14 protein-coding genes and 3 pseudogenes are annotated in these 14,334 nt (G+C 59.0%); 8 read left to right on the top strand and 9 right to left on the bottom strand.

Going from position 1 to position 14,334, the window contains the following annotated elements; all coding sequences use genetic code 11:
* From AC1DH9_RS15275 to metG, 8 genes and pseudogenes are all read right to left on the bottom strand, one after another.
* Positions 1-82 (bottom strand): annotated as a pseudogene (locus AC1DH9_RS15275) (PA3496 family putative envelope integrity protein); the annotation flags it as partial.
* A gap of 107 nt (positions 83-189) precedes the next feature.
* Complete coding sequence (gene nth / locus AC1DH9_RS15270) at positions 190-828, bottom strand: endonuclease III (protein ID WP_427532975.1); 639 nt, start codon at positions 826-828, stop codon at positions 190-192.
* 25 nt (positions 829-853) lie between these two features.
* A complete protein-coding gene (locus AC1DH9_RS15265; protein WP_477808372.1) occupies positions 854-1,183 on the bottom strand; it encodes a hypothetical protein in 330 nt (109 codons plus the stop codon).
* Positions 1,184-1,207: 24 nt separating this feature from the next.
* A pseudogene (locus tag AC1DH9_RS15260) lies at positions 1,208-1,729 on the bottom strand (RnfABCDGE type electron transport complex subunit G); the annotation flags it as partial.
* Positions 1,726-2,724 (bottom strand): RnfABCDGE type electron transport complex subunit D, encoded by a 999-nt coding sequence (locus AC1DH9_RS15255; protein ID WP_427536237.1) that lies wholly within the window; start codon positions 2,722-2,724, stop codon positions 1,726-1,728. The gene AC1DH9_RS15255 and the pseudogene AC1DH9_RS15260, both read right to left, overlap by 4 nt.
* Entirely contained in the window at positions 2,711-3,925 is a 1,215-nt protein-coding gene (rsxB, locus tag AC1DH9_RS15250) for an electron transport complex subunit RsxB (protein WP_427536235.1), read from the bottom strand. The genes AC1DH9_RS15255 and rsxB overlap by 14 nt, the downstream gene beginning before the upstream one ends.
* Positions 3,922-4,509: an Rnf-Nqr domain containing protein gene (locus AC1DH9_RS15245; RefSeq protein WP_427536233.1), complete on the bottom strand. Its 588-nt coding sequence runs from the start codon at positions 4,507-4,509 to the stop codon at positions 3,922-3,924. Before AC1DH9_RS15245 ends, rsxB begins: the two co-directional genes overlap by 4 nt.
* Positions 4,510-4,629: 120 nt before the next feature.
* Positions 4,630-6,065, bottom strand: a pseudogene (metG, locus tag AC1DH9_RS15240) (methionine--tRNA ligase subunit beta); the annotation flags it as partial.
* A 130-nt stretch (positions 6,066-6,195) separates the two neighbouring features.
* Here metG and apbC point away from each other — a divergent pair.
* Complete coding sequence (gene apbC / locus AC1DH9_RS15235) at positions 6,196-7,290, top strand: iron-sulfur cluster carrier protein ApbC (protein WP_477808370.1); 1,095 nt, start codon at positions 6,196-6,198, stop codon at positions 7,288-7,290.
* Between the two features lie 133 nt (positions 7,291-7,423).
* Here apbC and AC1DH9_RS15230 read toward each other — a convergent pair whose 3' ends face one another.
* Complete coding sequence (locus AC1DH9_RS15230) at positions 7,424-8,182, bottom strand: SDR family oxidoreductase (RefSeq protein ID WP_427536226.1); 759 nt, start codon at positions 8,180-8,182, stop codon at positions 7,424-7,426.
* Between the two features lie 164 nt (positions 8,183-8,346).
* Here AC1DH9_RS15230 and AC1DH9_RS15225 point away from each other — a divergent pair, with 164 nt between their 5' ends.
* The 7 genes from AC1DH9_RS15225 to AC1DH9_RS15195 form a co-directional block, all read left to right on the top strand.
* Entirely contained in the window at positions 8,347-9,078 is a 732-nt protein-coding gene (locus AC1DH9_RS15225) for a HugZ family pyridoxamine 5'-phosphate oxidase (protein ID WP_054593793.1), read from the top strand.
* A 66-nt stretch (positions 9,079-9,144) separates the two neighbouring features.
* The gene (locus AC1DH9_RS15220) at positions 9,145-9,621 is read left to right on the top strand and encodes an FxsA family protein (RefSeq protein WP_477808369.1); all 477 of its coding nucleotides are present in this window, start codon (positions 9,145-9,147) and stop codon (positions 9,619-9,621) included.
* A gap of 273 nt (positions 9,622-9,894) precedes the next feature.
* On the top strand, positions 9,895-10,188 hold the full coding sequence (locus AC1DH9_RS15215; protein WP_008032125.1) for a co-chaperone GroES: 294 nt from the start codon (positions 9,895-9,897) through the stop codon (positions 10,186-10,188).
* A gap of 49 nt (positions 10,189-10,237) precedes the next feature.
* Complete coding sequence (gene groL / locus AC1DH9_RS15210; protein WP_477808368.1) at positions 10,238-11,881, top strand: chaperonin GroEL; 1,644 nt, start codon at positions 10,238-10,240, stop codon at positions 11,879-11,881.
* 216 nt (positions 11,882-12,097) lie between these two features.
* Complete coding sequence (gene colR / locus AC1DH9_RS15205; protein WP_054593790.1) at positions 12,098-12,781, top strand: two-component system response regulator ColR; 684 nt, start codon at positions 12,098-12,100, stop codon at positions 12,779-12,781.
* The gene (locus AC1DH9_RS15200; RefSeq protein WP_427536218.1) at positions 12,771-14,051 is read left to right on the top strand and encodes a sensor histidine kinase; all 1,281 of its coding nucleotides are present in this window, start codon (positions 12,771-12,773) and stop codon (positions 14,049-14,051) included. The genes colR and AC1DH9_RS15200 overlap by 11 nt, the downstream gene beginning before the upstream one ends.
* A 122-nt stretch (positions 14,052-14,173) precedes the next feature.
* A partial coding sequence (locus AC1DH9_RS15195; RefSeq protein WP_477808371.1) for a lipopolysaccharide kinase InaA family protein occupies positions 14,174-14,334 on the top strand: 161 nt, incomplete at its 3' end.

Here is a 14,334-nt window from a genome sequence, read left to right as displayed (position 1 = left end):
CCTCTACCACAGGCTCGGCATCATCGGCCTCAACGGAGATGAAGTCGTCTTCGGTGTCCAGTTGTTCTTTGCCAGTGCTCATAAGGTTAACTCCAGGCTAAKACTGCCATTGGCGCTTCTTATATCGACATTCTCCCGGCGGGTAAAAAAGATTTTTTCAATCGGTAAATCAATAAAGGTAATAGAGCCTCAATCGTCGGAGGTCTTTTGCTTGTATTCGCACAGGTCTTCGATACGGCAGCTGCCACAGCGGGGCTTGCGAGCCAGGCAAACGTAGCGCCCGTGGAGGATCAGCCAGTGATGGGAGTCGAGCAGATACTCCTTGGGCACAAACTTCATCAGTTTCTTTTCCACCTCGACGACATTCTTGCCTGGCGCTAACCCTGTGCGGTTGCTGACCCGGAAAATATGCGTGTCAACGGCCATGGTCAGCTGACGAAAAGCCGTGTTGAGCACCACGTTCGCGGTCTTTCTACCGACCCCGGGCAGCGCTTCCAGCTCCTCGCGGGTTTGCGGTACTTCACCGCCATGAAGCTCTACCAGCATTCGGCAGGTTTCGATGACGTTTTTTGCCTTGCTGTTGTACAGGCCGATGGTCTTGATGTACTCGGACAATCCTTCTACACCCAGCGCATAAATCGCSGCCGGMGTATTGGCYACCGGRAACAGCTTGGCGGTGGCCTTGTTGACGCCCACGTCGGTGGACTGCGCAGAAAGGATCACGGCGATCAGCAATTCGAAGGGTGACGAGTAGGCCAGTTCGGTTTTCGGTTCCGGATTGTCTTCGTGAAGCCGGCGGAAAATTTCCAGGCGTTTTGCGGCATTCATGAGTAGAGCAGTTCCTTGAAGGCGGTCAGTGTGAGGTTGAGGCACCAGGCCAGGCTTGTTTGGCGGCTATGAGCAGTCCCAGCAGGATAAACCCGCCGGGGGCGAGGACGGCCAGTCGTATGCCGCCATCAGCGGTAAACAGCCAGCCTTGCCCGCTGTAATCAATAATTCCGGTCAGCCAGGACACATGGCTGGCGAATGACCCATTGCCAAGAGCTTCTCGCAACACGCCCAGAACAACCGTCAGCCCGAAAAACAGGCTGGACAGGCGAATCCRGTCGCTCATGCTGGCCTGGGTAAAAAAGCCGTTGTGCTCCAGCACAATGCACTGCAGGGCAATCAGTCCTGCATACATTCCCAATTGCTGATGCAGTTCAAAGGTGACGGTTGCGCCGATCAACTGGTCGAATTGCCCCTGATCTTTTTTCAGCGCCCAGCCACTGTCACCAGGGTCGTTGCGCGACTTGCCGAAAAAGCCCTGAAGCCAGGGATTGGGCTGGTCGGCGATTTTTCCTCCCAGCCTGGGTGTTTCCGATTGCTTGAGGGTTTTGACCCCCAGCAACTTGCCGTTGATGTCGATCACGATCAGCAGTTCGATCGCGTTTTCGTAACCCGTCACCTGGCTGCGTAATATCACTGCACTGGGTTTTCCGCCTGCTGTGGCCAGGTAACCGCCCAACAAGGTGCTGTTGCTCAGCGCGATATCCTTGAGTTCGAGTGGCTGGTCCAAAGGCTGATTGTCGTAGCTGCCGGCTGGCAGCATGTCGAACAGCTTGTGGCTTTCAATCAAGCGCTGTTCAGCCGAGATCCGCGGTGCGGCGGCGTGTTGCAGGAAAAATGTCGCGCCTGCGCCCAATCCGGCCACGACCACCAGCATCAGCACACTGRAATTCCGGTTCATGGCGTACGAGGCTCTGGTTGTGCAGCGGCGAGGCGTTCCAGGGCCGGTACGCAGAGATTCATCAGCAGCACCGCAAAGGCCACCCCGTCGGGATAGCCGCCCCAGGTTCGAATCAGGTAGGTCAGCAGACCGACGCCCGCGCCGAACATCAAGCGGGCTTTGGGACTCTTCGCTCCCGATACCGGTTCGGTCACGATAAAGAATGCCCCGAGCATGCTCGCACCCGTCAGCAAGTGAAAGAGCGGCGAGCCGTGGGAGTCCGAACCGGAGCCGTTCCAGCACAGCAGGCTGATGACGAACAGACTGCCGAGCATGCCGACCGGCGCATGCCAGCTGAACATCCGCTGCTGTAACAGGAACGCGCCGCCGGCGAGGAAAGCCAGATTCACCCATTCGATACCGTTACCACCCATGTGGCCAAACGCCGGGTTGCCGGCGAAGAGTTCGTCCATGGTCAGGCTTTTGTTGATTCGCAGGCTATCCAGCGCCGTGGCCGTCACCCAGGCGTCGGGCTGCTCGGCGCCGCTGAAATTGAAACCGAAAACCTGTTGCAGGCCGGCGAGCAGATTTATCCCGTGGGACGTTGGCCAGTGGGTCATCTGTCGCGGGAAACACACCAGCACCAGCGCAAAACCGAGCATGGCCGGATTGAACGGGTTTTTGCCAACGCCACCATAAAGGTGCTTGCCGAAAAACATCGCGAATGCCGCAGCGCTGACCGTCAGCCACCATGGACAGTAAGGCGGTAGCGCCAGTGCGAGCAAGGTGGCGCTGACCAATGCGCTGCCGTCGTTCAACGCAGGCTTGAGTGGGTACTTGCGCAAGCGCAACACCAGCGCTTCAACCGCTAACGCGCTGCCGCAGGCTAGCAGCAGATTGATCAGAACGCCCCAGCCAGATAACCAGAACAACACCAGCATGCCTGGCACGGTGGCCAGTAACACCCGCTTCATCGCCTGTTGCAGGCGATCATCGACCGGTTCAAGGGGCGACATAGGCGTTTACCTGGCGCTCGGCTTCGCAGAGCCGTTCGCGGGCCTTGGCCAAGAGCTCCGCCGGCGTATCAGGATGCCGCTCGAGCTTGCTGACATCGGCGCGGGCATAAGCCAGTTCGGTTTTCAGTTGCCGCAGTTGAGCGTCGATGGGACGTTTTTCGACGCGTAGCAGATCGGGGGCCGGTTTTTCGCTGGCGCCTTCGGCAGCGTGCAGCGCCTGTTCCGCTTGAGCGAGGGCCACGCCGAGTGCTTCCAGTTGCTCGGCGGGTACTTCGCTGGCCTGGGCTTTTTTCAGCTCAGCGCGACGCATCGCCAGCTGGATTTTTGCGCGTTTGAGTTCGGCATCGTTGGCCGGCGCCGTCGATTGCACGGGTACTGGCGGCACCGTGCTTTCGAGCTGCGCCAGGACCTGCTCGGCGGCTTCGAATTGCTGCTGCAAAATGATCAGCTGCGACTGTTGTTCAAAGGTCGGTGGATGCCCGAATGCCTTCAATGATTTGTTCAACTGCGCGCGGCTCATCGCCACATCGATCTTGGCTTTTTTCAGCGCGGCATCGGCGGCAGCGGTTTTTTGTGCCTGAACCCGGGCAATGGCGTCCTGCAGCGGAGTATTGCTGGCGTCGCTGTGCTGTGCGGCTTTTTGCGCGCGGGCCAGTCGTTCAGCGTGCTTTTGCTCTTCCTCACGACGCAGGCGCGCATTGCGCTGTTCGAAGCGTTGTCGGGCGTGATCGCGTTTAGCCGTGCGTGCCCGCAGTTCTTCGGGCGTGAATGCCAGACCACCGACAATCGGCAGCACTTTGTCCGAGGGCAATGGATGCATTTCGATGCAATCCACCGGGCAGGGTGCTACACAAAGATCGCAGCCGGTGCATTCGTCGATCAGCACCGTGTGCATCAGTTTTGCCGCGCCGACAATCGCGTCTATCGGGCAGGCCTGAATGCACTTGGTGCAGCCGATGCATTCGGCTTCACGGATAAATGCAATTTGCGCCGGTGCCGAGCCACGGCTGGTGTCCAGTTCCAACACCGGGATTTTCAGCAGTTCGGCCAACGCTGAAATGGTCTCGTTGCCGCCCGGCGGGCACTTGTTGATTGCCTCGCCATTGGCGATGCCTTCAGCGTAGGGCTTGCATCCGGGGTGGCCGCATTTGCCGCATTGGGTCTGCGGCAGGAGTGCGTCGATACGTTGAATCAGACTCATGTTTTGATCAGTCCGCTGAAGCCGAGAAATGCCACTGCGATCAGTCCGGCGCTGATCAGGTCGATCGGCAGGCCACGAAAGGGCAGGGGCACATCGTTATTGAGAATGCGCTGGCGCAGGTCGCTGAACAGACTCAGCACCAGCCAGAAACCCAGCCCGGCGCCAAGACATAGCGCTGCGTGATAGCCAAAGCCTTTGTCGCCCTGCATGCCGAACAGGCTCAGCCCCAGCACGCCAGCGTTGCCGAGCAACAACGGCCACAAGCCGTCGAACGGTAACTGCGGCAGGGCACGCGTCAGCAGATTCAGCACCGGGGTAATCAGCAGTACGCTCAAGGGCAAAAACACAAACAGGTACAAGGACGTCAGCCCAAGCGGTATCAGCAACCAGTGATAGGCCGCGTAACCCAGAACGCCGCTGAGCAACATCAGGCAGGTGGTTGCAATGCCCAGGGCATGAACCTGACGCCGTTCGATGGCAGGCTCACGCGTCGATTTCATCAACGGATCGACACCCAGCGGCCAGTGCACGATGAAGTTATTGATCAGGGCGGTGCTGATGAGCGTGAGCAGAATGTCGGTCATGGGCGTGCCGGGTTGAGCGAACGGGCCTGTGCATAAAGATTAGGCATTATCCGGCAAGCAGATATGAAAATCCCACCGCCGCGAGTCAACGCGACGGTGGGATCGGTTCAGTCAGGCAACTTACTTGATGCGCTGACCCGGCTTGGCGCCGCTGTCCGGGCTCAACAGGTAGATTTCTTGGCCGCCAGGGCCTGCCGCCATGACCATGCCTTCGGAGATCCCGAAACGCATTTTGCGTGGCTTGAGGTTGGCGATCATCATCGTCAGACGACCTTCAAGCTTGGCCGGGTCCGGATAAGCGCTCTTGATGCCGGAGAACACGTTGCGTTGCTCGTCACCGATATCCAGGGTCAGGCGCAGCAGCTTGTCCGCGCCTTCCACGGCTTCGGCCTTGAGGATCAGGGCCACCCGCAGGTCGACCGCGGCAAAGGTATCGAACTCGATCTCTGGCGACAGCGGATCCTTGGCCAGCTCGCCATTCCCTTGTGGGGCGGCATCGCCGGTGTCGGTCTGGCTGGCGGCCAGGTCTTCTTTCGAAGCGTCGGTCATGGCTTGTACCTTGACTGGGTCGATACGGGTCATCAGCGGTTTGAACTCGTTCAGTTGATGGTTGCTGAGCAGGGTTGCGTGATCGTTCCAGGTCAGCGGTGCGACGTTGAGGAACGTCTCGGCATCGGCGGCCAGCAACGGCAGCACGGGCTTGAGGAAGATCACCAGTTGGCGGAACAGGTTGACGCCCAGGGCGCAGATCGCCTGGACTTCGTCTTGCTTGCCTTCCTGTTTGTTCAGCGACCATGGCGCCTTGTCGGCGATCCAGGCGTTGGCACGGTCGGCCAGGCCCATGATTTCACGCATGGCACGGGCGAAGTCGCGAGCCTCGTAAGCCTCGGCGATGCTTGGCGCAGCAGCCAGGAACGCTTCGGTCAGTTCTGGCGCGGCAAGTGGTACAGCTCGGCGGTGGAGTCTTTGGCCCAGTACGTGTCGAAGTCCAGTTCAGGACGACGTGCGCAGAGGTTCTTGAAGCTCGCCATGTAGCCGATTGGCGCGTCGAGCCAGACATAGAAGTATTTGCCTGGCTCGTCGGGGATTTCGAAACCGAAGTACGGCGCATCGCGGGATATGTCCCACTGTTGCAGGCCGACATCCAGCCATTCGGCGATCTTGTTCGCAACCGCGTCTTGCAGGGTGCCGCTGCGGGTCCATTCCTGCAGCATCTGCTGGAAGTCCGGCAGCTTGAAGAAGAAGTGCTGGGAATCCTTGAGTACCGGCGTGGCGCCCGAGATCGCCGACTTCGGATCCTTCAGGTCAGTCGGCGCGTAGGTGGCACCGCATTTTTCGCAGTTGTCGCCGTACTGGTCTTCAGTGCCGCACTTCGGGCAGGTGCCCTTGATGAAGCGGTCGGCCAGGAACATTTTCTTTTCCGGGTCGAAATACTGGGTGATCGAACGCGTGGCAATGTGCCCGGCGTCACGCAGCTTCAGGTAGATCTGGCTCGACAGCTCACGGTTTTCTTCGGAGTGAGTGGAGTGGAAATTGTCGAAGTCCACCAGGAACTCGGGTCAGTATCACCGCGTCGATAAAGTTAMGGCTGCTGCGCACCCGAGCGGGAGCAAGCTCCCTCGCCACAAATGAGTGTCCGGCGTAGGATACCCGTCTGATTTTCCAGCCTTGTTATCGGAGTTGCCCATGAGCGCCGTCAATCGCGCAGCGGTGGAAGCCGTCCTTCGTCAGTACACCGACCCTTACTTGAACCAGGATCCGGTCAGCGCCGGTTGCCTGCGCAGCATCGACATCCAGGGCGACCGCGTCAGCGTTCAGCTGGAACTGGGCTACGCCGCCGGCCTGTTCAAGAGTGGCTGGGCGCAAATGCTGCAAATGGCGATCGAAGGCCTGGATGGCGTGACCTCGGCCAAAGTCGACATCACTACTGTGATTGCCGCGCACAAGGCGCAGGCGCAGATTCCAGGCCTGGCCAACGTCAAGAACGTGGTCGCCGTGGCGTCCGGCAAGGGCGGCGTGGGCAAATCCACCACCGCCGCCAACCTTGCGTTGGCGCTGGCCCGTGAAGGCGCCAAGGTCGGGATCCTCGATGCTGATATCTATGGTCCGAGCCAGGGCATCATGTTCGGCATCCCGGAAGGCACCCGACCGAAGATCAAGGACCAGAAGTGGTTCGTGCCGATCGAGTCGCATGGCGTTGAAGTCATGTCCATGGCGTTTTTGACCGACGACAACACGCCGATGGTCTGGCGTGGCCCGATGGTTTCCGGCGCCTTGCTGCAACTGGTGACGCAGACGGCCTGGAGCGATCTGGATTATCTGGTGATCGACATGCCGCCGGGCACCGGTGACATTCAGTTGACCCTGGCGCAAAAAGTCCCGGTGGCCGGTGCGGTGATCGTCACCACGCCGCAGGATCTGGCATTGCTGGACGCCCGCAAAGGCGTGGAGATGTTCCGCAAGGTCAACATTCCAGTGCTCGGCGTGGTGGAAAACATGGCCGTGCACATCTGCTCCAACTGCGGTCATGCCGAGCACCTGTTCGGTGAAGGCGGCGGCGAGAAGCTGGCCAGCCAATATGGTGTCGAACTGCTGGCATCACTGCCGCTGTCGATGTTGATTCGCGAGCAGGCTGACGGCGGCAAGCCAACGGTGATCGCCGAACCGGACAGCCAGATCGCCATGGTCTACCAGGAACTGGCCCGTCACGTCGGTGCGCGGATTGTCTTGCAGGAAGCCRCCACGCCAGCGATGCCGAACATCACCGTCAGCGACGATTGATATCTGTCAAATTGACGCTGATTAAATGTGGGAGCGGGTTTGCTCGCGAATGCGGTCAATCAGTCAACTTATCGGTTGAATGACACACCGCTTTCGCGAGCAAGCCCGCTCCCACAGTTGTTTTGTGTACGGCTTAAATCCGCAAACCGCCATCCATCTCCAGGATCCGGCCGGTGTAATAGTCGTTCTCGAAGATGTACGCCGCCGAATGGGCGATCTCTTCGGGCTTGCCCATTCGCTTGAGCGGAATCCCGGAGGTCATTTTCTCCAGCGCTTCAGGCTTCATGCTCAGGGTCATTTCGGTTTCGATGAAGCCCGGCGCAATACCGGCCACGCGAATGCCATAGCGTGCCAGTTCCTTGGCCCAGGTCACGGTGGCCGCAGCAACCCCGGCCTTGGCGGCGGAGTAGTTGGTCTGGCCGACGTTGCCGGCGCGGGAGATCGAGGAGATGTTGACGATCGCGCCGCTGGTCTTCAGCTCGATCATTTTCGCCGCCACTTCACGGGTGCACAGGAATACGCCGGTCAGGTTGACGTCGATCACGGCCTGCCACTGTGCCAGGCTCAGCTTGGTCATTTCGCCATCCTTGACCTTGATCAGCAGGCCATCGCGCAGAATCCCGGCGTTATTGATCAGGCCGTGGATCACGCCGAAGTCTTCGGCAACCTGGGCGACCATGTGCGTCACCTGTTCTTCATTGGCGACGTTGCACAGATAAGCGCGAGCCTCGACACCGGCGGCTTTACAGGCGGCGACGGCCTGGTCGAGTTTTTCCTGGTTGAGGTCGACCAGCGCCAGTTTCGCGCCCTTGGCGGCGAAATACTCGGCCATCGAACGGCCTAAACCCTGGCAACCGCCTGTGATAATGATTACTTTGTCAGTGAGTTTCATTCGCATGCCCCCAATGGCAGGTCAGAGTGGTTTCCTTCAGAGAGCCTCTCGATCTGCACCTGATGTGGCCTGGCTGCACATGAGAACTGCCCGATGGCATTGCTGGAACTTTGTCCCAGGTACCTGTCCGTTTTTTTGACGGATTCTATATAAGGAGTCATAAATTGAGCGTTGAAGCTGCCAAGCATGCCCGAGAATTGCTGCTCAAGGAATACCGCGGAGTGCTCTCGACACACTCCAAGGCGATGCCCGGTTTCCCGTTCGGCTCGGTGGTTCCTTATTGCCTGGACGAGCAGGGCCGGCCGCTGATCCTGATCAGCCGGATCGCCCAGCACACCCACAATCTGCAAAAAGACCCCAAATGCTCATTGCTGGTGGGTGAGCGCGAGGCTGAAGACGTACAGGCCGTTGGTCGCCTGACCTACCTGGCCGAAGCGGAAAAAATCCAGGATCAGGCCGCCATCGATGCCGCCGCCGAGCGTTATTACCGCTATTTCCCGGATTCGCAGAATTATCACAAGGCGCATGATTTCGACTTCTGGGTACTCAAACCGATACGGCATCGCTACATCGGCGGTTTTGGTGCGATTCACTGGGTCGACCAATTGACCCTGGCCAACCCATTCGCCGGCAAGGCCGAAGCGAGCATGATCGAACACATGAACGCCGACCACGCCAAGGCCATCGCCCATTACGTCGAGCTGGCCGGCCTGCCGAAAACCGCACCCGCTCAGTTAGCGGGCATCGACGCCGAAGGCATGCACCTGCGCATTGGCCAGGGGCTGTACTGGTTACCGTTCCCGGAAGTGTGTAATACGCCGACACAAGTACGCGAAGCCTTGGTTTTATTGGCTCACGCCGAGCAATGGCCGAAAAATGCGACAGCCGACGCTTGAAATCACGAAACGGCGACGTCATCTACGTTCTACTTGCAAGGCATTCTTGCGTTGAGGAACCATTTGATGCGCCCTTTTTTATTGCTCTTTCTGCTGTTCCCGGTGTTGGAGCTGTTCGTATTCGTCAAGGTCAGCGCGGCCATCGGGTTTTTCCCGGCGCTGCTGCTGATCATTCTCGGCTYGATGTTCGGCGTGTTTGTGCTGCGCATCGCCGGACTGGCTACCGCATTGCGCGCTCGTGAGAGCCTGAACCGCGGCGAGTTGCCAGCGCAGACCATGCTTGAAGGCCTGATGCTGGCCTTGGGCGGCGGTCTGTTGATCCTGCCAGGTTTCATCAGCAGCGTGATCGGTCTGATCATGATAGTGCCGATCACCCGCCGGCTGCTGGCCAACGCGATGCGCAAGCGCGCCGAAGAGCAGGCAATTCGTCAGCGTGCCTTTGCCGATGATCTGCAACCGCGTGGCGGCCCGGCTCCGCGTCAACCGTTGGGCCGTGAGCCAAACGTGATCGAAGGCGAGTTCGAGCACCGCGACTCCAAGTAACCGCTTCATTCACACGGCACCTTCGCTCGCTGCGTTTTCACACAACCTGTGCGGTGCCGTGTTCGTTTCTGTGGTCGGTGCCGTAAAAAATTTCACTGCCCAGCCCTTGTAATAAGCTTATGCGCCCTTATGTAACGGTCACCGCAAGGTTTCTGGTGAAGATCACCAGACAGACTTCCGCGGTTCGCTTGACGAGCCGCAACCGGCAACGCCGGAATTTAACCCGCCGGGATTACACCGGCCGCTGAAAACCACAATTAGGAGAGATCGACAATGAAGCTTCGTCCTCTGCATGACCGCGTCGTCATCCGTCGCAGCGAAGAAGAAAAGAAAACCGCTGGCGGTATCGTTCTGCCAGGTTCGGCTGCCGAAAAAGCCAACAGCGGTGAAGTCCTTGCTGTAGGTACCGGCCGCGTGCTGGACAACGGTGAAGTGCGTGCGCTGGCCGTGAAAGTGGGTGACAAGGTTGTGTTCGGCCCGTACTCCGGCAGCAACACTGTGAAAGTCGACGGTGAAGACCTGCTGGTAATGGCTGAGAACGAGATTCTCGCTGTTATCGAAGGCTGATTTGCGCTCAATTTCCCGCTACTACAAAAGTATTTAAGGAATATCGATCATGGCTGCTAAAGAAGTTAAATTCGGCGATTCCGCCCGTAAGAAAATGCTCGCCGGTGTCAACGTCCTGGCTGACGCAGTGAAAGCGACCCTGGGCCCTAAAGGCCGTAACGTGATCATCGAGAAGAGCTTCGGCGCTCCGACCATCACCAAGGACGGCGTTTCCGTAGCCAAAGAAATCGAGCTGAAAGACCGTTTCGAAAACATGGGCGCGCAGCTGGTCAAAGACGTTGCCTCCCGTGCCAACGATGACGCAGGCGACGGCACCACCACCGCGACCGTTCTGGCTCAGTCGATCGTCAACGAAGGCCTGAAAGCCGTCGCTGCCGGCATGAACCCGATGGACCTGAAACGCGGTATCGACAAAGCGACCATCGCTATCGTCAAAGAGCTCAAAGCCCTGTCCAAGCCATGCGCTGACACCAAGGCAATCGCTCAGGTCGGCACCATCTCGGCCAACTCCGACAGCTCCATCGGCGACATCATTGCCGAAGCCATGGAAAAAGTCGGTAAAGAAGGCGTGATCACCGTTGAAGAAGGCTCGGGCCTGGAAAACGAACTGTCGGTTGTAGAAGGCATGCAGTTCGACCGTGGCTACCTGTCCCCGTACTTCGTCAACAAGCCAGAGACCATGACCGCCGAACTGGACGGTCCGCTGATCCTGCTGGTCGACAAAAAGATCTCGAACATCCGCGAAATGCTGCCAGTACTGGAAGCCGTTGCCAAAGCCGGCCGTCCTCTGCTGATCGTTGCCGAAGACGTTGAAGGCGAAGCCCTGGCGACTCTGGTTGTGAACAACATGCGCGGCATCGTTAAAGTGGCTGCCGTCAAAGMCCCGGGCTTCGGCGACCGTCGCAAGGCCATGCTGCAGGACATCGCTGTTCTGACTGGCGGTACCGTTATCTCCGAAGAGATCGGCCTGAGCCTGGAAAGCACTACCCTGGAACACCTGGGTAATGCCAAGCGCGTGATCCTGTCCAAAGAAAACACCACTATCATCGACGGTGCTGGCGTTGAGGCTGACATCCAGGCTCGCGTTGTTCAGATCCGTCAACAAGTGGCTGACACTTCGTCCGACTACGACCGTGAAAAACTGCAAGAGCGTCTGGCCAAGCTGTCCGGCGGTGTTGCAGTGATCAAGGTTGGCGCGGGTTCCGAAGTTGAAATGAAAGAGAAGAAAGCCCGCGTTGAAGACGCCCTGCACGCCACCCGTGCAGCCGTTGAAGAAGGCGTGGTACCTGGCGGTGGCGTGGCACTGGTTCGCGCTCTGCAAGCGATCTCCGAGCTGAAAGGCGACAACGATGACCAGAACGTCGGCATCCAGTTGCTGCGTCGCGCTGTTGAAGCGCCACTGCGCCAGATCGTTGCCAACTCCGGCGACGAGCCAAGCGTTGTCGTCGACAAGGTCAAGCAGGGCAAGGGTAACTACGGTTACAACGCTGCTACCGGCGAATACGGCGACATGATCGAAATGGGTATCCTGGACCCGGCTAAAGTGACTCGTTCGGCTCTTCAAGCGGCTTCGTCGATTGCCAGCCTGATGATCACCACCGAAGCCATGATCGCCGAGATCAAGGAAGACGCACCAGCTGGCGGCGGCATGCCAGACATGGGCGGTATGGGCGGCATGGGCGGCATGATGTAAGCCAGCCTTACCCCGTACGAAAAAACCCCGCTGGCGTAAGCCGGCGGGGTTTTTTATTTTCTGTGAAGATGATCGTTCACGCGCAGAGCGTGGGAACGATCAAACCCGACAGGCATTCTGACAGGGCGGATAATCAGACAGCCCTATCCCTGAGTCATTCTTGGCCTTAAGCTGCGCGGTCCAAGACGGCCGTAACTGTGTACGGAGCAAGTGCCCATGCGAATTCTATTGGTTGAAGACAACCGCGACATCCTCGCCAATCTGGCCGATTACCTGGGGCTTAAAGGCTATACCGTGGATTGCGCGCAGGACGGGTTGTCAGGTCTGCACCTGGCGGCCACCGAGCATTACGACCTGATCGTGCTCGACATCATGCTGCCCGGCATTGATGGTTACACCCTGTGCAAACGCCTGCGCGAAGATGCCCGGCGCGATACCCCGGTGATCATGCTGACCGCCCGTGACCAATTGGATGACCGGCTGCAGGGTTTCAAATCCGGTGCCGATGATTACCTGGTCAAACCGTTTGCCCTGTCTGAACTGGCGGCGCGCATCGAGGCGGTCATGCGCCGTACCCAGGGTGGCGGTCGCCGTGCCCTGCAGGTTGGCGATCTGAGCTACGACCTCGACACGCTGGAAGTGACCCGCGAAGGGCGCCTGCTGAAGCTCAACCCGGTAGGGCTCAAGTTGCTGGCGGTGTTGATGCAGAAAAGCCCGCACGTCTTGCGTCGCGAAATACTCGAAGAAGCCCTCTGGGGTGACGACTGTCCGGACAGCGACAGCCTGCGCAGTCATGTCCATCAGTTGCGTCAGGTGATCGACAAGCCGTTCGCCAAACCCTTGCTGCAAACCGTGCACGGCGTCGGCTATCGCCTGGCCGAGGGGCGTGATGGAGTTTAAGCAGAGCCTTGCTCAGCGGATCATTATTGCCTTTGCCTTGATGAGTGCGTTGGTGGCGGGGGCATTCGCCATAGGCATCGTGGCGACCGTGCATCTGGTCGAAGAAAAGCTGATTTCTGCAGGCCTGGGTGGCGATTTACAGCGTTTGCTGTTGATGGACAGTATGGCCGACTGGAGTCATCGTCCCGAACCCGATCAGTTGTTCTACTTCAGTGGCGGCCCTGGCGACTTCGACTTGCCCAGGGACCTGCGGCATCTGAATGCGGGCTTTCATGAAGTATTTCGCGAGCAGCTGTCATACCACGCGCTCGTCGAGATCGTTGACGGCCGACGCTACGTCCTGCTGCAGGATCAAAGCGATTTCGAAGAGCGCGAACGGGTGTTGTTTGCCGTGGTGCTGGTGGGGTTTGTATTAAGTCTGGCATTGGCGGTGTTCCTTGGCTGGGTTCTCGCGCGCAAGGTCATGGCACCGGTGGTCCGGCTGGCGCGCCAGGTGCGTCACCGCGATCAACTGCTCGGCCTGGCACCGCCCTTGGCGCCAGACTATGCCGCCGATGAAGTCGGTGAGCTGGCCGTCGCCTTCGACGCCACGCTGGGCCGATTGCGCCAGGCGCTGAGTCGCGAACGGCTATTCACCAGCGACGTCAGTCACGAACTGCGCACCCCGTTGATGGTTTTGGCCAGCTCCTGCGAACTGTTGCTGGAGAACCCGGACCTCGATCAGCGCAGTCGCAACCAGGTCGAGCGGATCGCCCGTGCCTGTGAAGAGATGCGCGAACTGGTCCAGACCTTCCTGATGCTCGCCCGGGCCAAGCGCGAAGATGCCAGCATGTCGCCGCAACAGACCCTGGGGCGGGTGGCCGAGGACTTGCTCGGCCTGTGGCGCGAGCCGATCGAGGGCAAGGGGCTCATACTGATCTATGAACCCGGTAACCCGACGGACACGCGCTATAACGCGACATTCCTGCACGCGGTCATGGGGAACCTGTTGCGTAATGCCTTGCACTACACCGACAGCGGGTTTATTCGCCTGACCATTCTGCCCCGCGGTTTTCTGGTCGAAGACAGCGGTGTCGGTATTCCTGAAGAGAAGCGTGAAGCGATGTTCGAGCCGTTTGTACGCGGTGGCGAGAAGCGTGGGGACGGGCTTGGGCTGGGCCTGTCGCTGGTGCAGAGGATTTGTGAAAACCAGGGCTGGAGCGTCAGTCTCAGCACCATGGAGCCCAACGGCTGCCGCTTTCATGTCGAGCTGGGCAAGCCGGACGCCTGACGCCTCGGTCACTACCGTAGACGCAGAGTTCAAGCAGGCGGATTTTCGGGTTCAGGAACATTTGGGCTTTATCCCGTTCTATGGTATGCGGCGCGTTTATATATTACGAAAGAGGTAGAAGGATGGCAGTTGAACAGGCATCGGAAATGGAAGTCGCTCCTGCAGACCGCTTCAATTATTTCTGGAATCAGCGCGGTGAATGGGTAGAAGAGCCCAACGTGCGTAGAGGCGGGGAAAGTGGCGTACAGCGTATTCATGCCACCAATGGTCGGCTGTTCTATGC

The sequence above is a fragment of the Pseudomonas sp. 05T35 genome, assembly GCF_056396605.1.
The sequence above is the reverse complement of the archived record's forward strand: the minus strand, read 5'-3'. Positions and strand labels throughout refer to the sequence as shown.